Here is a 22,685-nt window from a genome sequence, read left to right as displayed (position 1 = left end):
ACCCAAAAGCAGACTGCGAGTCAGTCTGCTTTTTTTGTAAAAGGAGTAGAAAGTATGCTGAAAAAAATTTTTATCAGTGCGATTTTATTGATCGCTGTCCTGTCTTTTGTAGTGTCGCTGCTTTCAGGTAAAAATAATGATGAAAAGGTTATTGCTGCCCCGGCAGACAGGGTAGCAGTCATCAATATCGAAGGGACTATCGTCAGCGGTGAACCGGGCGAGAATATCTGGGGTGAAACTACGGGCGCTTCTTCAGGCCGTCTGATGCGTGAGATCCGTGAGGCGGCTGCCGACAGCAGTGTAAAAGCACTGGTGCTGCGTATCAATTCCCCAGGCGGCAGTGTTACCGCAGCAGAAGAAGTTGGCCGTGAACTGAAACGTTTTAAAGAAACTACTGATAAACCGATCATTACTTCGATGGGCGACAGTGCTGCTTCGGCAGCTTATTGGCTGGCTGCTTACAGCGATACTATTTATGCCAATCCGTCTACTTTGACAGGCAGTATCGGGGTCTATATGCCCTATATGAATACGCAGGAACTTTTCAAAAAAATCGGTATCTATACTACTAAAATCAAAAGCGGTCAGTACAAGGATATTATGTCCGCTGACAGACCGATGACTCCGGAAGAACAGCAGATATTACAAAATATGGTCAATCAGATGTTTGAGAATTTTGTCGCCGTGATCGCTGAAGGGCGTAAAATGGATATCACTAAAGTAAAAGCTTTGGCGGACGGACGTGTTTATACCGGTCAGCAGGCTCAGGCAGTCGGGCTTGTCGATGAACTTGGCAATTATTATGACGCTTTGGAGGCAGCAGGTAAAGCCATCGGAGTAGATGGAATACCGGAAATTAAAGAAAACAAGCGTCAAAAACCCTGGGAAGTATTTTTCAGTGCCCAGTTATCTAAAATGATGCTGGGGCAGTTGGAAATGCTGCTGCAAAAAGACGCGGCTGGAATGTCTTCACCGCAGGCGGCGAGGTGATGCCTTATGAGGCGTAAAACCTTTGACGTTTTGTTTGAAACCAGAGATGGCATGCGTTTGTTGGTACAGGAGCGCTGCATGTGGCGCAGCTTGTGGTATTTTGCCTTAAGCGTGGGTCTGTTCAGCGGCGTTGTAACAAATCAGTTGTTTTTAGATCAGACGCTGTCGGTAAGGTTTGCTGTTATTGCGGCCGCTGTTTCCATTGCCGGCGTAGTTTTGTCGATGTATGGTTTTTTGCTGCACGGGATTTTGGAAACTTTAGGAGCCATGGCCGGTGATGCTGTGGGATTGATCTGTCTGCTGGGTTATACGACTTTACCGTTTCTGGTCATGACTCCGGTAGCTTTGCTGGGGACAAAACTGGGCCTGCCGGGGATGCTGGTAGTAGTGGGGGCCTGTATTACAGCGAAGCTGTGGATGCTGTACCTGCTGATCAGAGCCTTACAGGTGGTTTACCTGATAGATTTTAAACGGTCGCTGGCAACTGTAGCATTCAGCTTGTTGCTGCTGTATATCGCTTTTGTGCTGCCGCTGCAGATCGTGTTTGAATTGCTGATGCTTAAGATAAGTTGATAAATTTAACTTAAAATAAAGTAATTTTTATTTTACTCTGCAAGTTACGGCAGAAAGTGATATAATTAATATGATTTTATATGATCGTATCAATAAAGGAGATGGTTGAGGAATGAACAGAGAATTATCCATGGAGTTCGTACGTGTTACCGAAGCTGCAGCAATTGCCTGCGGCCGCAGTGTAGGACGTGGTGATAAAAACGGTGCCGATCAGCTGGCGGTCGACGCTATGCGCAAGGCATTCGATACGGTAAATATCAGCGGTACAGTAGTTATCGGTGAAGGTGAGATGGATGAAGCGCCGATGCTGTATATCGGTGAGAAAGTCGGCGGCGGCGGTGCCGAAGTCGATATTGCCGTTGACCCTGTTGAAGGTACGAATCTGGTAGCTAAAGGTCAGCCTGGCGCAATCGCGGTTATTGCCATCGCACCGAAAGGCTGCCTGCTGCATGCTCCTGACATGTATATGGATAAGATCGCTGTCGGTCCTCGAGCTAAAGGCTGCATCGATATTGATGCGCCGGTCAGTGAAAACCTGGAACGCGTGGCTAAAGCCTTAGAACGTAAGGTTTCTGACCTGACCGTCGTATTGCTGGACCGTGAACGTCACTATGGTATTATGGATGAGATTCGCCGTGCCGGAGCACGTATTCAGTTGATTACTGACGGCGACGTTAACCCTATCGTCAATGCCGGCATTGAAGGTACCGGCGTGCATATGTATATCGGTAAGGGCGGTGCTCCTGAAGGCGTACTGGCTGCTGCCGCTATCAAATGTCTCGGCGGTGATATGCAGGCACGGTTGTGCCCTGAAGATGATGAACAGGTCAAACGCTGCCTGGAAATGGGCATCTGCGATTGCCAGCAGGTTTTGAGCTTGGACGATATGGTCAAAGGCGACGACTGCATGTTCACTGCGACGGCTATCACCGAAAGCAATTTGCTCAGCGGTCTGCGTTATTTCGGCGGCGGTGTACGTACACATACTGTTTCCATGCGTTATAAAACCGGTACAGTACGTTTTGTTGACGCAGTACACAGCTTTGACCGCAAAGATTTTGCCGTTAAACTGTAAGTTTTACAATCTTCAAGGGTTTTAGCTCAGGCTAGAACCCTTTTGTTTTCAAGGGTAAACTGATGAAATTGCAATTATTGGACGCTATTGGTGAAATAACGGAAGCCCGTACCGCTGCCGGGTTGTGGCAGCAGGGTCAGGGGTGTTCGCTGACTGGTCTCAGCGGAGCCGCAAAAACAGTATTTTTGGCAGCTCTGGACCGGCTTTTGCCGGAACAGGGCTCTTTAGTGTTTCTGCTTAGCGGCAGGGACGATATTCGTGAATACCGCAGGACTTTGAATTGTTTTTATTCGGATTTGCTGATGCAGGAATTGTATCCTGTCGATTTGCCGCTGGTGCAGGCTGATTCGCGGAATCGTGAGATTCAGGCTGGGCGCGTGGCGGCGATGCGTATCTTGCAGGGGGAAGAACGGGGTATCGTTTTTGTGACTGCGGAAGCATTGCTGCAGAAGCTGCCGATACCGCAGAAGGTTTTGGGAAGCGGCGTTGTCGTAACATTGGGGCAGCAGCTTGAGCAACAGGAGCTGCTGGAACGTCTGATCGAACTGGGATACGAGCGTACTACTCAGGTAGATGCCATCGGTCAGTTTTGTCTGCGCGGTGATATTCTTGATATTTTCCCGATCAATAGTCAGTATCCTGCCAGGATCGAATGGTTTGATGATACTATTGATGCGATGCGCAGTTTTGACCTGGATAATCAGCGCAGTATTGAATCTTTGAGTGCTGTTAAAATCGTGCCGCTGCAAATTGAGTCCGGCGAAGATTTTTCAGCTTCGGTACTTGATTATTTAGCTGCTTCGACGCGCTTGGTAGTAGATGAGCCATCACGTTTATTTGAAATTTTACAGAAACTGTACATTGAAAGTTCTGGTTATGCCGATGAATTATGGTCGCCTGCCGAGCTGGAAGGTTTTTGCGCTCAGAAAAGAGCCTGGGTCGTAGCAGCGCTGGGACACAGCCGTTTGCAGCTGTTTAAGGATATCAATGTGCCTGTGCGGTCTGTAGCGCCGTATAATAGAAATCTGGAATTGCTGACAGGCGATCTGCAGGGCTGGCTGGCTGACGGGCAGGTGCCTGTGGTGATGATGAGCAGCGATATTAAAGCGCGCGGGCTTGCTGACAGTCTGCAAAGCCGTAATTTAAACGCTGCTTTTGTAAAAGAGGGCGCACTGCTTAGACCGGGACGCATCACTGTCATCAGCGGCGAGCTGACGGCAGGGTTTCGGTTCTGGAATGAAAACTGGCTGCTGCTGACAGAAAATGATATTTTTGGTATGCAGAAAAAAAGACGGCTGCATACCAAAAACAGCGGTGCTCAGCTGCAGTATTTCTCGGAAATCAAGGCTGGAGATTATGTAGTCCATTCAGTTCACGGTATTGGACGTTATATCGGCGTGGAGAATGTCCTTGTTGACGGCGTGCATCGTGATTATCTGCTGCTGGCGTATGCCGGTGACGACAAACTGTATGTCCCCGTGGAACAGGTTGGCATGCTGCATAAATATGTCGGTAACGAAGGGCAGGCTCCAAGGCTTTCTAAAATGGGCGGAGCCGACTGGAAACGTGTGCAGAGTAAAGCCCGTGCCGCGATTACCGAGCTGGCTGAAGAACTGCTGCGATTATACGCGCAGCGGAAGATCGTCCCTGGTCATGCTTTCGCTGAGGATACCGAATGGCAGCGTGACTTTGAAGAGCGCTTCCCTTATGAAGAAACTCCGGATCAGCTTAAAGCGATCGCAGAGATCAAGGCTGATATGGAAAAACCTGAGCCGATGGACAGATTGTTGTGCGGTGATGTCGGTTATGGTAAAACAGAAGTTGCTATCCGCGCTGCTTTTAAGGCAGTTATGGATGGTAAACAGGTAGCAGTAATGGTGCCGACGACTGTTTTGGCGCAGCAGCATTTTATGACCTTCAAAGAACGAATGCAGCCTTTTGGGGTCAAAGTAGAGATGGTAAGCCGCTTCTGCACTCCCAGGGAACAAAAACGAATCCTGAATGATCTGGAAAATGGTCAGGTGGACGTTCTGATTGGGACACACCGTTTATTACAGCAGGATGTGCTGTTCCCCGATCTGGGATTACTTGTCATCGACGAAGAACAGCGTTTTGGTGTGGCTCAGAAAGAAAAAATCAAACGTTGGAAAACAGGCGTTGATGTGTTGACCTTGTCGGCGACGCCGATTCCGCGTACTTTACATTTGGCGCTTGTCAACGGACGCGATATGAGTGTGATCGAATCACCGCCGGAGGAACGGCTGCCGGTAGAAACTTATGTGGCCGAATATAATCCTGGAATGATCAAAGAAGCGCTGGAACGTGAAATGCGCCGCGGCGGCAGGATTTATTATGTGCATAACAGGGTTCTTGGTCTCGAAAATATTGCTGCCGATCTGCGCAGTCTGGTGCCGGGGATCAATATCAGGATCGCTCACGGTCAAATGTCAGAGGATATGCTGGAAGATGCAATGATTGCTTTTTATGAAGGCAGCTGTGATGTGCTGCTGTCGACTTCGATCATCGAAAATGGTTTGGATGTGCCCTTGGCCAATACTATTATTATCGACGGAGCCGAAAATTTTGGTTTATCGCAGCTGTATCAGATGCGCGGCCGGGTAGGGCGCTCCTCTCGTCTGGCTTATGCCTATTTCGTTTATAAACGTAATCGTGCTTTGAGCGAGGTCGCAGAAAAACGTTTGCAGGCGATTCGTGATTTTACAGAGCTGGGCGCCGGGTTTAAGATCGCGATGCGTGATCTGGAGATCCGTGGTGCCGGTAATCTGCTGGGGGCGCAGCAGCATGGACATATTGCAGGTGTGGGTTTTGCTGCCTATTGCGATATGCTGGAGCGTACGATCCGTAAGCTGAAGGATGGCGTTGAAGACGGTATCCCTGAACCGGATCCGGTTCTTGAGATCAGCGTTGACGGATATATTCCCGATGACTATATAGCTGACCCTCGTTACAAACTTGAGCTGTACAGACGCTTTGCCGGCTTGGACTATGGAGAAAAAGACGATCTGCTTGACGAAATTATCGACCGGTTTGGAGAACCTCCGGAAGAGGTGGAAGTTTTATGGCGTGTGGCCTGTCTGCGGGCTTTGTGCCGACTGCTGCATATTCGCGGTATCAGTGTCAAACCGGGCGAGCTGCGTATTACCTTTGCTGAAAATGCTGCTATCGATCCGACTGCCCTGATGAAGCTTATCAGTGAGCAGCAGCAATATATGAATTTCAAAAGCGGCGTGCAGGCCCAGCTTATTTTCCGCACAGTCAAATTAAAAACTGACAGTTTGACCTGGCTGGAAAAAAATCTGCCGCGGCTGGCTTTTGATTAAGCTATACAGAGACAATAAAGTTGATTATAATTAATTAAATGAAGAAATCAAGGGAAGGACGAGGGTATGACCAAGGATAAGTTTTTACGTGGCGCCATGATATTGACGCTGGCTGGGCTGATGGTCAAGATCATTGGCTCGGTCAACAGAATACTGTTATCCAGACTGCTTGGCGGCGAAGGTATCGGGCTTTATCAAATGGCATATCCCGTTTATCTTTTGATGCTGTCCGTATCTTCGGCCGGTATCCCGATTGCGATTTCGATCATTGTAGCCGAAAAAGTGGCAAAAGGAGATTTTGCCAGCGCCGGCAGGGTATTCAGGGTCTCGCTGGGGCTGATGGCCGCAACGGGGCTCGTGTTTGCTGCCGGGCTATATTGTGCGGCCGGCTGGCTGGTCGATAGCGGACTGGTACGCGATCCGCGGGCTTATTATGGATTGGTAGCCTTAACTCCGGCGGTGTTTTTTGCTACGATCCTGGCCAGCTTCCGTGGTTATTTTCAGGGGTATCAAATGATGACTCCGCCTGCGGTCTCACAGATTCTGGAGCAGTTTGTACGTGTTGTGACGATGGTCGTACTGGCCTATTATCTGCTTCCGTACGGATTGGAATATGCGGCGGCCGGGGCTGCTTTCGGTGCTGTGCCGGGTTCTATTACCGGACTTATCGTACTGAGCTTTTTTTATCTGAAGAACAAATTGCGCTGGCAGCAGGAAATCAGCAGGCAGATCACTGAAGAACCCGAAAGTATCAGGAAGATAGCCAAACGGCTGTTATTGCTGGCACTGCCTGTTTCCTGCGCTAATATTATGGTGCCTGTGACGAGCAGTATTGACATGCTGCTGGTGCCTAATCGCTTAGTGGAATCAGGTTTTTCGGTCGAAGAGGCTACGACCCTGTTCGGTTACCTTACAGGGATGGGTATGCCTTTGGTCATGATGGCTACTATTCCGACGCTTTCCCTTACAGCAAGCCTGGTGCCTGCTGTTTCAGAAGCATTTACTCTGGGCGATAGGAACAGTATCGACCAGAAAACAAATATGGCCATGAAATTATGCTGTTTACTGACTTTTCCTGCCGCTGCAGGAATGTGGGCTTTGGCTCAGCCTATTTCAAAATTACTGTATGGCACGCCTCTTGCGGGCGAGGCAATCAGAAACCTTGCTCCCTCTATTTGCCTGCTTGGTATCCACCAGATAACCACAGGTATGCTGCAGGGAATGGGACAGACTATTATTCCTATGTGGAATATGCTGCTCAGCGCGTTGGTCAAAGCTGCTGCTGTTTGGTATCTTACGGCGCTGCCATGCAATATTGTCGGTGCCGCCTGGGCCTCTAACATTAATTTTGGCTTGGCAGCCGCTCTAAACATCTTCTTTTTGATTCGCAGCGGCATCACTTTTAAAGTGTACGCTTTGGGGAAAATATTACTGGCGGCAGTTTTGATGGCAGCAGTCAGTATGCTTTTATACAATTATTTAATAGTTTATTGGGGCAATACTTTTGCGACGGCGGTAACGATTTTTGCAGCTGGCATCGTTTATCTATTGACTTTGATAGCAAGCGGAACGATCGGCAGGAAAGAATTGCAGAAACTGCCTGTGATAGGTTCCAGATTCAAGTAAAGGGATGGTAAGATGGAAAAAGGAATTACTGTTGTAGGATTGGGGCCTGGCAGCGCCGGGCATTTGTCGCTGGAAACAATGGCAGTGCTGAAAAGCGGCGGCAAGGTTATTCTGCGTACGGCTGTACACCCAACTGTAAAGGAACTTGAGCGGTCTGGTATAAAATTTACGTCCTGCGACGCTGTTTATGAACAGGAAGCGTCTTTTGAAGACGTCTATCAAAAAATTGTTGCTTCCATTTTACAGGATGCGAAAGAGCAGGAGGTAGTTTATGCTGTTCCAGGCAGTCCTTTGGTTGCTGAACGAACTGTGGTGCTGCTGAGGGAACAGGCTGCAGCGGCCGGAGTGCCTCTGAAAATTTTACCGGCGATGAGCTTTTTGGATCTTGCATATGTCGATTTAGGCATTGATCCTATTGCCGGGTTGCGTATTGTTGATGCCCATGATTTTGATGCGCTGGCAGATGCGGGTAAATATCCGCTGATGATCACGCAGGTCTATAGTCAGCTGGTGGCGTCGGATGTGAAAATCAATTTGATGGAAGTACTCGCTGATGAAGCGCAGCTGTACTTTTTACGTAATTTAGGCCTGCCTGATGAAGAATGTCTGCCGCTGAAGCTCTATGAGCTGGACCGGCAGCCGCATATCGATCATCTTACCAGTGTCTTTATTCCGGCACAGGAGCAGACTGTTGTGCAGCATGTCAATGCTTTGCAGGAAGAAAAAACGCTGTGTTTTGATGACGATGATGATTTTTACTGTGATATCGAGGATTTCCGCTATGATGCTGAACTGCTTCCGCTGACAGAAGTTATGCGTAAGCTGCGTGAGCCAGGCGGCTGTCCCTGGGATCGCGAACAAACGCACAGCAGTATTCGCCGTAATATGATCGAAGAAGTCTATGAATTTTTAGAAGCTGTTGATAATCACGATTTTAAAGGTATGGAAGAAGAACTTGGCGATATTCTGATGCAGGTTGTTTTCCATGCGCATATGGCAGCTGACGCAAACCTGTTCTCTTTGCAGGATGTTATTGATGGAGTGACTGAGAAGCTTACCCGCAGGCACCCACATGTATTTGGTTCACGTAAAGTTTCAGGCAGTGATGAAGTAATAAAAAACTGGGAAGCCATTAAATTGGAAGAAAAAAAGGAACGGACGCATGTTCTTGATGGAATTTCTCCGGGACTGCCGGCGCTGATGCGTGCTTACAAGCTGCACAGCAAGGCTTCCAAAGTAGGTTTTGACTGGCCGGATACCGCAGGCGTCTGGGAGAAGGTTCTGGAAGAACTGCACGAACTTGAAGAGGCAGTAGCCGGAGGCAGCCTGAAGGAAATGGAGCATGAGCTGGGAGATTTGCTGTTTATTTTGTCCGGTTATGCCAGACATATCGGATTGGAACCGGAAACAGCTTTGAATGCTGCGAATAACCGTTTCATAAAAAGATTCGGTTATGTAGAGAAAAAAGTACAGGTTTCAAAGAAAACATGGCAGGACTTTTCATTGTCTGAATTAGACGCTTTTTGGGAGTTGGCAAAGGATTTTGAGAAAAATAATTAAAAAAAGGCGTTTTTTACACAAAAATTAAGAAAAAAATAAAAAAAAGATGAAATGTTAGCAGGAATATTGCTTTTGATAGCGAATTAGAGTTTTAGTGAATAACCTTAGTCGTTGTGTTTAAGCGGTTTTCGCCTAAACTGGCGCATACAAAATTTAAGGGGGATTTATTGTGAACAAAACTGAACTTATTGCTGCAGTAGCAGAAAAAGCTGGCCTCACCAAAAAAGATGTAGAGAAAGCAGTAGCTGCTTTACTCGAAACCGTAAAAGGTGAAGTTGCTAAAAAGGGCAAAGTACAACTGATTGGTTTCGGTACTTTTGAAGCTCGTACTCGTAACGCTCGTACCGGTAAAAATCCTCGTACCAACGAACCCATCAAAATTCCGGCAGCAACCGTTCCCGCTTTCAAAGCTGGTAAAGCTTTCAAAGACGCTGTTAACGCTGCTCCTGCAAAAAAACACAAAAAATAATCTTGGGTTTCAAGAATGCCGGGCCAAACAGCCCGGTATTTTTGTCTGATTAATTAACAGGAAGGAGCTCAAAATGGCTGAGATGCGCAGAAAAAAACGCCGCAGCTCTAATGACTTTTTATGGGTCCTGATTATTTTGCTGATCATCTGCTTGGGCGTATTGGGCAGGCAGGAGTACAAGATCTACCAGATCAATAAGGAAATGTCAGCCACTCAGCAGCGTGTCGACGAATTAAAAAAAGTTCAGGCTGAGCTTGAAGCTGAACGCAAACGTTTGGACGATTTGAAATATATTGAAAAACTGGCGCGTGAAGACCATAATATGGTTGGCAAGAACGAAGTACCGCTGTTTATAGTTGATGAACAGGAAAAGCAGCAAAAACAGGAAACAGAAGCTGAGGAAAAGAAAAAATAACAGCTGTACAGTCGATTTTACTGGCGTACAGCTGTTATTTTTTATCTTTTTTCATATATTTGTACAATGCAGTTGACACTGATTTTAAAAGAAGGGTATAATACTTACTGTATAAAGATTTTTTAAGGGGGATTATCCGCTTTATGTCACTCGAAGTTGGTGCAATCGTTGAAGGTGAAGTTACTGGTATCACAAATTTTGGAGCGTTTGTGCAATTGCCTGAAGGAAAAGTTGGTCTTATACATATTTCCGAAGTCTCCAATGTATATGTAAAAGATGTACATGATTTTTTAAAGGAAAAAGATAAGGTCAAGGTCAAAGTGTTGTCTATTGACGAACGCGGTAAGATAGGTCTGTCCATTAAGCAGCTGACACCGCCGCCTCCGGCACCTCCGAAACCGCAGCGTCCGGTAAGTCAGGAACGTCGTGCACCTAAAGTGGCACCTCCTGTTTCCTTTGAAGATAAATTATCGCGCTTTTTAAAAGACAGCGATGACAGATTATTAGATCTGAAACGCAATACGGAGTCTAAGCGCGGCGGCCGTGGCGCCAGCCGCGACAGATAATGTCTAAAAAGGCACTTCCAGCAGAGGTGCCTTTTTTATTTGGGTTGTAGGATAATAAGGTGAAACGATGAAAGAACACAGGCAAATTACTGAAATTCTCGATCAGGTAGAGGAACATCTGCCTGTCGGCAGTAAAATAATTGTTGCCTGCAGCGGTGGGGCCGATTCAATTGCTTTGGCTGATGCACTGCTGCTGCTGCAGGAAAAACGGAAGTATCAGCTGGTAGTTTGTCATGTAGAGCATGGTTTGCGTGGCAGCGAAGCTTTGGCTGATGCTGATTTTGTTGTGGAATTCTGCCGGATGCGTCAGGTTGCCTGTGAAGTTCTGCGTGTTGACGCTAAAAAATTTGCTGCGGAGAGTAAACTTTCTGTAGAGGACGCGGCTCGTAAATTACGCTATACTGTTTTATTTGAGATTCTCAGTAAACACAAGTCTGAGTATATTGTGACAGCACACCACCGTGACGATCAGGCAGAAACCCTGCTGCTGCATTTGCTGCGAGGCAGCGGTGCGGAAGGGCTTGGGGGAATGCGCTGTCACAATAACAGTATCGTACGGCCCTTTTTGCAGGTGAGCCGTCGGATGCTGGAAGCATATTGCGCAATGCGTAGCTTGGATTATCGTACTGACAGCAGTAATATGGATTTGTACTATACGCGGAATAAAGTGCGGCATATATTGCTGCCTTTGCTGGAACGGGAATTCAATCCTAATATCAAACAGGCTTTAGCACAGACTGCGACGTTGATTGCTGAGGATGCTGATTGTTTGAATGAGCTGGCAGAAGAGAAGTTTTTGCAGTATGTGCTGCAGGACGATCATTCCTGCAGCTGTGATACAGCCTGGCTGCTTTCGCTGCCTGCCGCGCTGTGTTCGCGTATCATCAGGATGATGTGGAAAAAGCTTGGAGCTGCAGGTCTGCTTACCTTTCAGCAGACGCAGCAGGTGATCGGCTTGGTGCATAAAGGCAGCAGCAATAAAAGGCTTATGCTGCCTGGCGGGACCTGTGCTGTATACAGCTATGGCAAGCTTACAGTTGCTGCAGCTGAAACACCGTCAGCGATAGCAGCGCAGAATTATGTTTTTGATTTGGCTGAGCTGCAGAAAGCTGGCAGGCTGCAAGTTGAGCTCCCAAACGGTATTTTAAGTTTGGGTTACTTTAAGGGATCAGCAAGTCCCTTGGGGCATGCAGCAATATATCCCTGGCATTTGCTGCAGGACAGGCAGCTGGAAGTGAGGCAGAGGCAGGACGGCGACATATTTTTTCCGGCCGGGTCTTTGGGAAGCAAAAAATTAAAAAAGTATTTTAACGACATTAAAGTACCTCCGGAACAGAGAAAAAGTCAGCTTTTAGTAACCTGCGGTAAACAGGTCCTATGGCTGGTGGGATGGAAAGCTGCAGGCTGGCATGAACAGGAGCAGGGCTGCGAAGCATGGCTGACATTGGATATTAAATATTTCAGTCTGGGAGATGACAAGTAGTGGATATGCATGAAGATATTGGTAAAATCTTACTGACAGAGGAAGAAATAAAAGCGCGGGTCCGGGAATTGGGAGCCCAGCTGAAACAAGATTATGCAGGCAAAGAAGTAGTAGTAATAGCACTTTTAAAAGGCGCCGCTTATTTTGCTACTGATCTGACTTTGGCAATGGATATGCCTGTCAAGATCGATTTTATGGTCGCGTCTTCTTATGGTAACAGCACTAATAGCTGCGGTAATGTCAGCGTTAAGCTTGATGTGGCTGAGGAACTGGCGGGACGGCATGTGATTCTGGTCGATGACATCATTGACACAGGGCTGACCCTTGAAGCTGTTTGCTGTATGCTGCAGCAGCACAAGCCGGCTTCTATCAAAACAGCGGTAATGTGCGATAAGGCCGACAGGCGCGTCAATGGTAAAAGTGCGGATTATGTAGGCTTCTGTATTCCTGACGAGTTTGCTGTAGGCTATGGATTGGATTACGCCGGTAACTATCGTAACTTACCTTATATCGGTGTTTTAAAGCCTTGTGTTTATGCGCGTACATGATTTTATCGACTAATGGTTGTAGAATTTCCGCATCTATATTATAATAAAAAAATGACGTTACTGTAATTTGGTAGACGATCGCAGTGGAAGGAGGAGCAATTCCTTGAATAGATTTTTTAAGAACGTGACGTTCTATTTGCTGATTATCATCGTGGCAATCTGGATGATCGATTATTATTCGGCCAGCACGGTCAGCAAAACAGACATCACTTATAGTGCGTTTATGAAGCACGTGCAGCAAGATGAGGTCAAACAGGTAACGATAGTTGATAATGTCATCAGCGGTAAGCTGAAAGATGGTAAAGATTTCTCAACTGTGGCTCCCAATGATGACAGCCTGATCCCGACTTTACGTGCCCGTGATATTGAAATTAAAGCCGAGCTGCCGCCGCAGCCGCCTTGGTGGACGACTATCTTAAGCTCGCTTTTGCCGATGCTTTTGATCGTCGGTATTTGGTTTATGCTTATGCAGCAAAGCCAGGGGGGCGGAGGCCGGGTTATGAATTTCGGCAAAAGCCGTGCCCGTCGTTATGACGAAGACAATATTAAGATTACTTTTAAAGATGTCGCCGGTGCTGATGAAGCGAAGCAGGAACTGGAAGAAGTTGTCGAGTTCCTGAAGCATCCGAAGAAATATAATGATCTCGGTGCCAAAATACCGAAAGGTGTTTTACTCTACGGGCCGCCTGGTACAGGCAAGACACTTCTGGCCAAGGCTGTCGCTGGTGAAGCTGGCGTACCGTTTTTCAGTATTTCCGGTTCAGATTTCGTAGAAATGTTTGTCGGCGTAGGCGCTTCCCGTGTCCGAGATTTGTTTGAACAGGCTAAAAAGAGCGCTCCCTGTATCGTTTTCATTGATGAGATCGACGCTGTCGGCCGTCAGCGTGGTGCAGGCTTAGGCGGCGGTCATGATGAGCGAGAACAGACCTTGAACCAGCTGCTGGTCGAAATGGATGGTTTCGGAGCTAATGAAGGCATCATTATGATTGCTGCAACCAACCGTCCCGATATCCTTGATCCGGCACTTCTGCGCCCGGGACGTTTTGACAGACAGATCGTCGTTGATCGTCCTGATATCAAAGGCCGTCAGGAAATTTTAAAAGTCCATGTTAAAGGTAAGCCTATCAGTCCTGAAGTCGAGCTTGGCGTTATTGCCCGCAGAACTCCTGGTTTTACCGGCGCGGATCTGAGCAATCTGGTCAATGAAGCTGCGTTGATGGCTGCCCGTAAAAATAAGAATAAAATCGATATGCCGGAAATGGAAGAAGCGGCGGAGCGTGTTATTATGGGTCCCGAGCGCCGCAGCCGCGTGATCAGTGATAAAGAAAAACGTCTGACTGCCTATCATGAAGGCGGCCATACTCTGGTAGGTATGCTGCTCGATAATACTGATCCGGTTCATAAAGTAACTATTATTCCGCGTGGGCGTGCCGGCGGTTATACATTGAGCCTGCCGAAAGAGGACCGTTACTATGCGACTCGCAGTGAAATGCTGGACGAATTGAAGGTGCTTTTAGGCGGCCGTGTTGCTGAAGCTCTGGTACTGAAAGAAATTTCCAGCGGTGCCAGCAATGACCTGCAGCGTGCTACATCTCTGGCCCGTCAGATGATCTGTGAATACGGTATGAGCCCTGAATTGGGTCCGATGACGTTTGGTCATCGTCAGGACCAGGTTTTCCTGGGACGTGATATTGGCAGAGATAAAGACTACAGTGAAGAAGTCGCTGCCAAGATCGATAAAGAAATCCGTAAATTTATTGATGAGGCTTACCAGAAAACGGAAAGTCTGCTGAATGAAAATATGGATAAACTGCATTTGATTGCGGATGCACTTATTGAAAGAGAAACTTTGGAAGGCGAAGAAATCGATCAGTTGATGAAATACGGTAAAATTTTATCTAAAGAAGAGAATACTTCTGAGATCGGAACTCCGGAGCCGGCAGAGGTGCAGCCCGCAGAATCTTCTGCAGCTCCCAGCGAGCAATAGTCTGTAATCTAAGACCGTCCCTTGAATTTCGGGGACGGTTTTTCTGTGACTTGACTTTTGGTTAACCCAGTGCTAATCTAAGGATAACATTGTGTGGGAGTGTGATGATATGCGGGAACGCATTTTAGAAATATTGCGCAGTAAAATGCCTGCTCCTGTTTCAGGGGAAGTGCTTTCTCAGGAACTGGCAGTATCGCGTACGGCGATTTGGAAGCATATCCAGGCTTTAAAAAATGAAGGCTATACTATAGAATCCGTACCTAAAAAAGGCTACATCCTGAAAGAAGTACCTGACAGATTGAAGCCTGCAGAAGTTGTTGCTAATCTGAAAACGAAATGGCTCGGACATCATATACACTACTGTGAGCTGACGACGTCTACAAACGAAATGGCTAAACGTCTTGCCGGTGAAGGCTGCGAAGATGGCCTGGTGGTGATCGCGGAAGAGCAGAACTCCGGCAAGGGGCGTTTGTCACGCGGCTGGTTTTCTCCGTTTGCCCGTGGAGTATGGTTTTCGGTTGTCTTAAAGCCGCCGTTCATGCCGCAGGAAGCGTCGAAGTGTACGCTGCTGGCAGCGATTGCCGTCGTGAAAGCCGTAAATAAGTATAAAGGCGTACAGGCATCGATCAAATGGCCTAACGACGTTTTACTGGACGGTAAAAAACTGGTGGGCATTTTGACAGAAATGAGCGCTGAATTTGGACGGATAAATTATATCGTTATCGGTACCGGTATCAACGTCAACGTACCCAAAGAGATGGTGCCGGAAGAACTGCGAGCAACAGCTGTATCGCTCGCTGATGTTGCCCGTGAGCCTATCAGCAGAGTCGAACTGCTGGCTGATGTGTTGGGCTATATGGAAGAACTGTATGAAAAAGTTTTGCATGAAGGTTTTAAACCGGTGCTTGAGGAATGGAAAAAATATTCTTCGACTTTAGGTCAGCAGGTCAAAGTTATTGCACCTGACCAGACTTATTTCGGTGAAGCTGTCGATATAGACGAAGATGGTCTTTTAATGGTAAAACGCGAAGACGGCAGAATCGAAAAAGTCATTGCCGGTGATGTTTCGATCCGGCCTGCCCAGGCCAAGCAGGGGGAATACGCGTAATGAAGATCAGAGAGATGCTTCTGGCCGGAACCTTTGTCACGATGATGATCATCAGTGCATATATCATAGTTCCTATTGGGCCTGTTCCCATTACGATGCAGCCTTTGGTCGTGCTTTTGGCCGGTATGCTTCTGGGAAGCCGCTTAAGCGCTGTCAGCATATGCGTGTGGGTGATGCTCGGCTGTGTGGGACTGCCTGTATTCAATCAGGGACAGGGCGGAGCTGTGATGCTGGTCGGACCTACCGGAGGCTTTATCATTGCATTTATTATTACGGCCTGGCTTGTTGGTTATCTTACAGAACGTGACCTGGAAGCAAGTTATTTAAAAAATCTTATGTATATGTGCGTGGGAATGCTGGTATGCTATGCGATAGGCCTCATCGGCTTCAAGCTCAGCTTCCAGTACTTTCTGCAAAAGCCCATGAGTTGGGACAATGCCATACTTTTAGCAGTTGCGCCATTTCTTCCATTTGATATAATAAAGGCTGCAGCGGCTGCGCTTATTGGCGCTAAAGTGCGCAAGGCTTTACTCCTGGCAGGTCTGCTTGAGCGGACTAAATAAGCTCCTTGAGGAGGAACATGAATGTTATTAGTAATTGATGTAGGTAATACCAACATTGTAGCAGGTGTTTTTGACGATAAAGAACTGGTCTGCCATTGGCGCTTTTCCACAGATCGCAGTAAAACTGCCGACGAATATGGTATTTTATTACGCAGTATGTTCAATTATACGCGGATGCCTATGGATCAGATTAAGGCAATCATTATTTCCAGCGTTGTACCGCCGCTGATCGTACCGCTCTGCCATATGTGCGAGCGTTATTTTGAGCTGACGCCTATGGTCGTAGGCCCCGGTATTAAAAGCGGTATCTCACTGCGCTACGACAACCCCAGAGAAGTCGGTGCAGACCGTATAGTTAATGCGGTTGCCGCGTTTGACAAATACAGCAAAAAAGGTATGCCGATGATCATCGTTGATTTCGGCACCGCGACTACATTTTGCGCCCTGCTGCCGACAGGCGAATATTTAGGCGGTGCTATCGCCCCTGGTATCGGTATTTCTACGGAGGCTTTGTTCCAGAGAACGGCAAAACTGCCGCGTATCGAGCTTATCAAACCTAAAAACGTTATCTCGCGCAATACTGTAAATGCAATGCAGGCGGGCGTTATTTACGGTTTTGTCGGTCAGATGGACGGCATTGTCAGACATATGAAGGAAGAATTAGGCGGTAATGCTTTTGTTGTCGCTACTGGCGGGTTTGCCAATACGATGGCGGCCGAGTCCGATTCTATTGACGTAGTAGAGCCGTTTTTAACTTTAGACGGATTACGGATTCTGCACGAGAAAAATTCTAAATAAGCAAAGACCCGCTGTCTGGCGGGTCTTATTTCTATAGTATTTCAAAATTGGGAGTGGATTATGCAGATCGGCACTTTAAAATTAGATGTACCTTTGTTGCTGGCGCCTATGGCCGGAATCACAGATCTGCCCTTTCGGGTCATTTGCAGAGAACTTGGCTGCGGTATGACTGTTTCGGAAATGGTCAGCGCCAAGGGGCTGCTTTATAAAAATGTCAAAACTTTTGATATGCTGCGCATCGATCCGGGTGAAAGACCTACGGCGATCCAGCTTTTTGGTTCTGTTCCGGCAGAACTGGCTGAAGCCGCAAGGATAGTCGCCGGGAACGGTGCAGATGTGATCGACTTTAATATGGGCTGCCCGGTGCCTAAGGTCGTCAATAATGGCGAAGGCTCGGCTTTGATGAAAAATCCGCAGCTGGCCTACGAAATTCTGGCGCGGATGACAGACGCTGTATCTGTTCCGGTTACTGTGAAATTCCGTGCCGGCTGGGATTCTGAACATATCAATGCGGAAGAAATAGCTGTACTGGCAGAAAAGGCGGGCGTAGCAGCCGTAGCAGTACACGGCAGGACAAGGGAACAGTTTTATAATGGCAGGGCAGACTGGCAGGTTATCGCCAGAGTCAAAGCGGCTGTAAAAATACCGGTCATCGGTAACGGTGATATCTTGACAGTAGCTGACGGACAGAGGATGCTTGCAGAAACAGGCTGCGACGGATTGATGCTGGGGCGCGGTGCCGACGGTAATCCCTGGCTGTTCAGCAGATTGCAGGCCGCCTTGTCGGGACTGCCTGTGCCGCAGGAACCGACCTTAAAAGAAAAACTTGCTCTGGCATTGCGGCATCTGGAGATGCTGATAGAATATAAAAATGAATCTGTTGCTGTTAAAGAGATGCGGCGGAATATCGGCGCCTATCTCAAGGGTATGCCTAAAGCTGCCGAATATCGCGGCAGGTTCCATCAGACAGAAACCTACGCCGATTTTAAAAAACTGCTGGCAGAATATATTGAGGCCGCAGAAAAATTCGGCGCCTGAAAACGGTTAAAATAAATAAGATAATACTAAATCTAATAGCAAATATTGTAGGAACACTTTAAATATGCTAAAATGATATGTCATCAGGGACAAGTTTTTTAGAGAAAGAAGTAGAACAATGATTGCCTCTCAGACAACTGAATGCAGCTGTAAACATATCGTAAGTGTAAGTTTGGGATCTTCTGAGCGCAATGCTAAAAGTACTTTGCAGCTTAAGGGGCAGACCTTTATAATAGAACGGCTGGGCACTGACGGAAATCTGCAGAAAGCCCGGCAGTTTCTGGAAGAACTGGATGGCCGGGTAGACGCGCTGGGATTGGGAGGGACCGATCTTTATGTATATGCCGGCGGTCGGCGGTATACTTTTCGTGAATCGGCCAAGCTGATCGAAAATGTCAAAAACACCCCTGTGCTGGATGGCAGCGGGTTGAAAAATTCTTTGGAACGTATTCTGATCAATCGCCTTGCTGCTGATAAAATCATAGACTTTCAAGGGAAAAAAGTGCTTATGGTCTGCGGTGTAGATCGTTTTGGTATGGCCGAAGCGTTGGTAGCCAATGGCGCTGACGTTACTTTTGGTGATTTGATTTTTGGGCTGAACTGGGATCATCCGATCAAATCGCTGCAGACTCTGGATAGTTTTGCAAAATTGCTGGCGCCGCTTCTGACAAAGCTGCCCGTAAGGTGGTTCTATCCGATGGGCGCCAAACAAAGCCAGAGAAAACCGCAGCACCAGGGCTATTTTTTAGAGAACGATATTATTGCCGGTGATTTTCATTTTATCAGGCGGTTTATGCCGGATAAGCTGGCAGGCAAGACTATTATTACCAATACTGTTACAGCCGGTGACCGCAAGCTGCTGCGCAATGCCGGAGTATACTGTCTGATCACAACGACGCCGTCTTTGGACGGACGCAGCTATGGTACCAATGTGATGGAAGGCCTGCTGGTGGCCGCCAGCGGTGCTGATAAACAGCTTGATGCGGCTGTCTACGAAAAATTACTGGAAGAATATAAGATAGAATCCGGGTTAGAATATCTGAACGGAGAGGAGGAGCACATTTAATGGAAAAGTTTGCATTTATCATACATCCGCTGTCGATTCATGATATGGCTCACGTATCGCCTGTTTTGAAATTTATTCCTGACAGCTGGCTGGAAAGTGCTCTGAAGCTGAAAAACCTTTTCAGGTTTCACATATCACAGGTATCAAGAGCCCTTACGCAGAAGCGGAAGGCTGGTTTATCGGCTGTCCCCTGACATCGAAGCAAATGGTTGAACTGCCGGAAGAATTTGTTATGGACAGGATCATAGAATCAGGGAAGATCGCTCAGGAACTGGGCGCTAAAGTGGTAGGCCTGGGCGCATTCACCTCTATCGTTGGCGATGCAGGCATCACAGTGGCGAAAAATTTAGATATAGCTGTGACATCGGGCAACAGCTACACAGTTGCAACAGCACTGGAGGGAACCCGTGAAGCAGTAAGGCTGATGGGAAAAGATCTGGCAACTGCGCATGTGACTATTGTCGGTGCCAGCGGTTCGATCGGTGCGGCCTGTACAAGGATTCTGGCACGCGAAGCAAAGGATATTACAATGGTCGCAAGGCATCTGCAGCCGTTGGAAGAACTGGCGCAAGAACTTTCGGGCAGTGTTGCCGGCAAATTGACGGTTTCCAACGACATCAAACACAGCCTGAAGGATGCCGATGTTGTGATCGCCGTTACCAGCGCCGTAGATTTTCTGATCGAACCTGAGGATCTCAAGGCCGGGGCCATCGTCTGCGATGTGGCAAGACCGCGTAACGTTTCGCGTGAGGTAGCTTCCAAACGCAAAGATGTGCTGGTCATAGAAGGCGGTGTGATCAAGGTACCGGGTAATGTCGATTTCCATTTCGATTTTGGCTTCCCGCCGCAGACTTCTTTTGCCTGTATGGCAGAAACAATGATTTTGGCACTGGAAAAGCGTTATGAAAATTTTACTCTGGGACGGAAACTGACTATTGAACAGATCGATACGATATCGCAATTAGCCCGTAAACACGATTTCAGTCTGGCTGGCTTCCGCAATTTTGAACGGGCCGTTACAGATGAAGAAATCGCGCATATCCAGGGTTTTGTCGAACAGGAACTGGCAATGCGTAATATCTGAGGTTGACAATAAACCAACAAAAAATTATAATTTAACCTAGTACATTATATTATTTATCCGTTGATCCCAGTGTCAGGCATTGCTGCTTGGCACTGTTTGTATTGTGAGGCGGCGGAAAAATATGATTTTAAAGGAGTAATACCATGGGTGCTAAAGAAACTATTTTAACGGCCGAAGGTTTAAGAAAACTGGAGGACGAATTAGAAAATCTTCGTTCTGTAAAACGTCAGGAAGTTGCCGAGCGTATTAAAGTAGCCATTTCTTATGGCGATATAAGCGAGAATTCCGAATATGACGATGCCAAAAATGAGCAGGCCTTTATCGAAGGGCGTATTATCGAGCTGGAGCAGATGATCAGCACGGCTACGCTCATTGACGAAACTGCGAAAAAGAAAAAAGGCACAGTTATTCTCGGTTCTACCGTTATCGTTAAAGATATGGAATTTGGAGACGAAGAAACCTATACCGTTGTCGGCACTACTGAAGCTGATCCTTCGCAGAACCGCATCTCCAATGAATCACCGGTCGGCGCTGCGATTTTGGGACAGAAAGTAAACACTGTCGTACAGGTGCATACTCCTGTAGGCGAGCTTTCATATAAAATAGTAAAAATTAAATAGATCTGATTTTTTAGGAGCGAGAAATATGTCGGAAGAAATTAAAAATCAACAAGCTGCCGAACCGGAAGCTTTAACAGAAACAGAAATCAATGAACAAATGCAGGTGCGCATCAATAAAATGCACCAAATCGAAGAAAAAGGCTGGAAACCTTTCGGCCATAAATTTGAATGGACCCACCATGCTCAGGATATTGCCGACCAATTTGAAGAATTAACGGCTAATGAAACTGTTGTCCGTCTGTCCGGCCGCGTTATGGCTATCCGCGGTCATGGCAAAACCTGCTTTATCGATCTGATGGATAAAACAGGCCGTATTCAGCTTTATGTACGTAAGGATGCCTTGGGCGAAGAAAACTATACCTTGATCAAACTGATGGATATCGGCGATATTATCGGTGTAGCCGGAACAGTTTTCCGTACGCACATGGGCGAATTGTCTGTTAAAGCGGTTGCTTTGGAACTGCTTTCCAAATCTCTGCGGCCTCTGCCGGAAAAATGGCATGGCTTGAAAGATGTCGAAATGCGTTATCGTCAGCGTTATGTTGACCTGATCGTTAATCCTGAAGTCCGCCGCACTTTTGTTCTGCGCAGCCAGATCATTAAAAGCGTTCGCGAGATTTTGGATGGCAGAGACTTCCTGGAAGTCGAAACGCCGATCATGCATTCTATTGCCGGCGGCGCAGCCGCACGTCCGTTTATCACCTATCATAACGCGCTGGATATGCAGCTTTATATGCGTATCGCGCCGGAACTGTATCTGAAGCGTCTGATCGTCGGCGGGATGGAACGTGTTTATGAATTAGGGCGCGTATTCCGCAATGAAGGTATTGATATCAAACATAATCCTGAGTTTACCATGGTCGAGATCTACCAGGCCTATGCTGACTATAATGATCTGATGCATTTGACTGAAACCATTGTTTCACAGACTGCACAGAAAGTGCTCGGCACGATGAAGATCAGTTACGAAGGCCAGGAGATCGATCTGACTCCTCCCTGGAATAGAATGACTATGATCGAGGCCGTAGCTAAATATACCGGACAGGATTTTTCCGGTATCAAAGACCTCGACGAAGCGCGTAAAATGGCAGATGCTATCAACGTGCCTTACGAAAAAACTTTCGGCATCGGTAAAATCATCAATGCCTGCTTTGAAGAACACGTAGAAGAGAAACTGATCCAACCTACGTTTATCACAGGACATCCGAAAGAAATTTCACCGCTGGCCAAAAGCAGTGAAGCAGATCCTGAAATTACAGACCGTTTTGAAGGCTTCATTTATGCGCGAGAGATCTGCAATGGCTTCTCCGAGCTCAACGATCCTATCGACCAGCGTGAACGCTTCCAGAAACAGGTGGAAGACCGCGCTGCCGGCGATGATGAAGCTCATATGATGGATGATGACTTCGTAACCGCGCTGGAATATGGTCTGCCGCCTACAGGAGGGCTGGGCATCGGTATCGACCGCCTGGTTATGTTCCTGACAGACAGCAGCAGTATCCGCGACGTTATATTCTTCCCGCATATGCGTCATAAAGTACAATAAAAGTAAAAAGAGTATAAATCCGCACCGTATTTTTCGGTGCGGATTTTTTCTTGAAAAAAACATAAAAAAGTTGTAAAAAAGGTGTTGACAGAAGTAACGGGGAATGCTATTATATACAAGTCGCCGAAATGCGGCGGCAGGCAGAACCTTGAAAACTGAACAATAACCAAAAACGAATGTGCGGGCGAGCGTTTCTTGAAAAAGGAGCGTTTGCCAAGTCAAAAAATAA

General features: G+C 47.2%; 19 protein-coding genes and 1 pseudogene. All 20 read left to right on the top strand.

Features of this window, described 5'->3' with window-relative positions; genetic code table 11:
* The first annotated feature begins 54 nt into the window (after positions 1 to 54).
* The 20 genes and pseudogenes from sppA (at position 55) to lysS (ending at position 22,456) form a co-directional block, all read left to right on the top strand.
* The gene (sppA, locus tag C8D73_RS03965; protein ID WP_021718030.1) at positions 55 to 990 is read left to right on the top strand and encodes a signal peptide peptidase SppA; all 936 of its coding nucleotides are present in this window, start codon (positions 55 to 57) and stop codon (positions 988 to 990) included.
* 6 nt (positions 991 to 996) lie between these two features.
* Entirely contained in the window at positions 997 to 1,563 is a 567-nt protein-coding gene (locus tag C8D73_RS03960) for a YIP1 family protein (RefSeq protein ID WP_113077392.1), read from the top strand.
* A 112-nt stretch (positions 1,564 to 1,675) separates the two neighbouring features.
* Positions 1,676 to 2,638: a class II fructose-bisphosphatase gene (gene glpX / locus C8D73_RS03955; RefSeq protein WP_021718028.1), complete on the top strand. Its 963-nt coding sequence runs from the start codon at positions 1,676 to 1,678 to the stop codon at positions 2,636 to 2,638.
* 62 nt (positions 2,639 to 2,700) lie between these two features.
* Complete coding sequence (gene mfd / locus C8D73_RS03950; RefSeq protein WP_113077391.1) at positions 2,701 to 5,979, top strand: transcription-repair coupling factor; 3,279 nt, start codon at positions 2,701 to 2,703, stop codon at positions 5,977 to 5,979.
* 66 nt (positions 5,980 to 6,045) lie between these two features.
* Positions 6,046 to 7,605, top strand: coding sequence for a putative polysaccharide biosynthesis protein (locus C8D73_RS03945; RefSeq protein WP_113077390.1), 1,560 nt, complete (start codon positions 6,046 to 6,048; stop codon positions 7,603 to 7,605).
* 12 nt (positions 7,606 to 7,617) lie between these two features.
* Entirely contained in the window at positions 7,618 to 9,165 is a 1,548-nt protein-coding gene (yabN, locus tag C8D73_RS03940; RefSeq protein ID WP_113077389.1) for a bifunctional methyltransferase/pyrophosphohydrolase YabN, read from the top strand.
* A gap of 169 nt (positions 9,166 to 9,334) precedes the next feature.
* The gene (locus C8D73_RS03935; protein WP_021718024.1) at positions 9,335 to 9,634 is read left to right on the top strand and encodes an HU family DNA-binding protein; all 300 of its coding nucleotides are present in this window, start codon (positions 9,335 to 9,337) and stop codon (positions 9,632 to 9,634) included.
* A 73-nt stretch (positions 9,635 to 9,707) separates the two neighbouring features.
* Positions 9,708 to 10,049 carry an FtsB family cell division protein gene (locus C8D73_RS03930; RefSeq protein WP_021718023.1) on the top strand — a complete coding sequence of 114 codons (342 nt, stop codon included), beginning with the start codon at positions 9,708 to 9,710 and terminating at the stop codon, positions 10,047 to 10,049.
* 143 nt (positions 10,050 to 10,192) lie between these two features.
* Positions 10,193 to 10,615, top strand: coding sequence for a S1 domain-containing RNA-binding protein (locus tag C8D73_RS03925; protein WP_021718022.1), 423 nt, complete (start codon positions 10,193 to 10,195; stop codon positions 10,613 to 10,615).
* 67 nt (positions 10,616 to 10,682) lie between these two features.
* Positions 10,683 to 12,098, top strand: a complete 1,416-nt coding sequence (tilS, locus tag C8D73_RS03920; RefSeq protein WP_113077388.1) for a tRNA lysidine(34) synthetase TilS — start codon at positions 10,683 to 10,685, stop codon at positions 12,096 to 12,098.
* A gap of 5 nt (positions 12,099 to 12,103) precedes the next feature.
* Positions 12,104 to 12,646 (top strand): hypoxanthine phosphoribosyltransferase, encoded by a 543-nt coding sequence (hpt, locus tag C8D73_RS03915; protein ID WP_044491814.1) that lies wholly within the window; start codon positions 12,104 to 12,106, stop codon positions 12,644 to 12,646.
* 103 nt (positions 12,647 to 12,749) lie between these two features.
* A complete protein-coding gene (gene ftsH / locus C8D73_RS03910; RefSeq protein ID WP_113077387.1) occupies positions 12,750 to 14,633 on the top strand; it encodes an ATP-dependent zinc metalloprotease FtsH in 1,884 nt (627 codons plus the stop codon).
* Positions 14,634 to 14,742: 109 nt separating this feature from the next.
* A complete protein-coding gene (locus C8D73_RS03905) occupies positions 14,743 to 15,741 on the top strand; it encodes a biotin--[acetyl-CoA-carboxylase] ligase (protein ID WP_113077386.1) in 999 nt (332 codons plus the stop codon).
* Positions 15,741 to 16,304, top strand: a complete 564-nt coding sequence (locus C8D73_RS03900; RefSeq protein ID WP_021718017.1) for a biotin transporter BioY — start codon at positions 15,741 to 15,743, stop codon at positions 16,302 to 16,304. The genes C8D73_RS03905 and C8D73_RS03900 overlap by 1 nt, the downstream gene beginning before the upstream one ends.
* 21 nt (positions 16,305 to 16,325) lie before the next feature.
* On the top strand, positions 16,326 to 17,102 hold the full coding sequence (locus C8D73_RS03895) for a type III pantothenate kinase (protein WP_021718016.1): 777 nt from the start codon (positions 16,326 to 16,328) through the stop codon (positions 17,100 to 17,102).
* A gap of 60 nt (positions 17,103 to 17,162) precedes the next feature.
* Positions 17,163 to 18,140 carry a tRNA dihydrouridine synthase DusB gene (dusB, locus tag C8D73_RS03890; protein ID WP_113077385.1) on the top strand — a complete coding sequence of 326 codons (978 nt, stop codon included), beginning with the start codon at positions 17,163 to 17,165 and terminating at the stop codon, positions 18,138 to 18,140.
* A 118-nt stretch (positions 18,141 to 18,258) separates the two neighbouring features.
* Positions 18,259 to 19,206, top strand: coding sequence for a quinate 5-dehydrogenase (locus C8D73_RS03885; RefSeq protein WP_113077384.1), 948 nt, complete (start codon positions 18,259 to 18,261; stop codon positions 19,204 to 19,206).
* Positions 19,206 to 20,290, top strand: a pseudogene (locus C8D73_RS03880) (NAD(P)H-binding protein). Before C8D73_RS03885 ends, C8D73_RS03880 begins: the two are co-directional and overlap by 1 nt.
* Positions 20,291 to 20,433: 143 nt before the next feature.
* Positions 20,434 to 20,910 carry a transcription elongation factor GreA gene (gene greA / locus C8D73_RS03875; RefSeq protein ID WP_021718012.1) on the top strand — a complete coding sequence of 159 codons (477 nt, stop codon included), beginning with the start codon at positions 20,434 to 20,436 and terminating at the stop codon, positions 20,908 to 20,910.
* A 25-nt stretch (positions 20,911 to 20,935) separates the two neighbouring features.
* On the top strand, positions 20,936 to 22,456 hold the full coding sequence (gene lysS / locus C8D73_RS03870; RefSeq protein WP_021718011.1) for a lysine--tRNA ligase: 1,521 nt from the start codon (positions 20,936 to 20,938) through the stop codon (positions 22,454 to 22,456).
* Positions 22,457 to 22,685 lie beyond the last annotated feature (229 nt).

It is taken from the genome of Phascolarctobacterium faecium DSM 14760 (genome assembly GCF_003269275.1).
Classification (GTDB): domain Bacteria; phylum Bacillota; class Negativicutes; order Acidaminococcales; family Acidaminococcaceae; genus Phascolarctobacterium; species Phascolarctobacterium faecium.
This window is presented reverse-complemented; position numbering and strand designations above follow the sequence as displayed.

What these genes read in the sequence shown, in the direction of transcription:
- C8D73_RS03945 (WP_113077390.1), top strand. Translation starts at nt 6,046, where the DNA reads ATGACCAAGGATAAGTTTTTACGTGGCGCCATGATATTGACGCTGGCT.
- glpX (WP_021718028.1), top strand. Translation starts at nt 1,676, where the DNA reads ATGAACAGAGAATTATCCATGGAGTTCGTACGTGTTACCGAAGCTGCA.
- C8D73_RS03925 (WP_021718022.1), top strand. Translation starts at nt 10,193, where the DNA reads ATGTCACTCGAAGTTGGTGCAATCGTTGAAGGTGAAGTTACTGGTATC.
- C8D73_RS03885 (WP_113077384.1), top strand. Translation starts at nt 18,259, where the DNA reads ATGATTGCCTCTCAGACAACTGAATGCAGCTGTAAACATATCGTAAGT.
- greA (WP_021718012.1), top strand. Translation starts at nt 20,434, where the DNA reads ATGGGTGCTAAAGAAACTATTTTAACGGCCGAAGGTTTAAGAAAACTG.
- C8D73_RS03895 (WP_021718016.1), top strand. Translation starts at nt 16,326, where the DNA reads ATGTTATTAGTAATTGATGTAGGTAATACCAACATTGTAGCAGGTGTT.
- hpt (WP_044491814.1), top strand. Translation starts at nt 12,104, where the DNA reads ATGCATGAAGATATTGGTAAAATCTTACTGACAGAGGAAGAAATAAAA.
- dusB (WP_113077385.1), top strand. Translation starts at nt 17,163, where the DNA reads ATGCAGATCGGCACTTTAAAATTAGATGTACCTTTGTTGCTGGCGCCT.
- mfd (WP_113077391.1), top strand. Translation starts at nt 2,701, where the DNA reads ATGAAATTGCAATTATTGGACGCTATTGGTGAAATAACGGAAGCCCGT.
- C8D73_RS03960 (WP_113077392.1), top strand. Translation starts at nt 997, where the DNA reads ATGAGGCGTAAAACCTTTGACGTTTTGTTTGAAACCAGAGATGGCATG.
- yabN (WP_113077389.1), top strand. Translation starts at nt 7,618, where the DNA reads ATGGAAAAAGGAATTACTGTTGTAGGATTGGGGCCTGGCAGCGCCGGG.
- C8D73_RS03930 (WP_021718023.1), top strand. Translation starts at nt 9,708, where the DNA reads ATGGCTGAGATGCGCAGAAAAAAACGCCGCAGCTCTAATGACTTTTTA.
- C8D73_RS03900 (WP_021718017.1), top strand. Translation starts at nt 15,741, where the DNA reads ATGAAGATCAGAGAGATGCTTCTGGCCGGAACCTTTGTCACGATGATG.
- C8D73_RS03905 (WP_113077386.1), top strand. Translation starts at nt 14,743, where the DNA reads ATGCGGGAACGCATTTTAGAAATATTGCGCAGTAAAATGCCTGCTCCT.
- tilS (WP_113077388.1), top strand. Translation starts at nt 10,683, where the DNA reads ATGAAAGAACACAGGCAAATTACTGAAATTCTCGATCAGGTAGAGGAA.
- sppA (WP_021718030.1), top strand. Translation starts at nt 55, where the DNA reads ATGCTGAAAAAAATTTTTATCAGTGCGATTTTATTGATCGCTGTCCTG.
- lysS (WP_021718011.1), top strand. Translation starts at nt 20,936, where the DNA reads ATGTCGGAAGAAATTAAAAATCAACAAGCTGCCGAACCGGAAGCTTTA.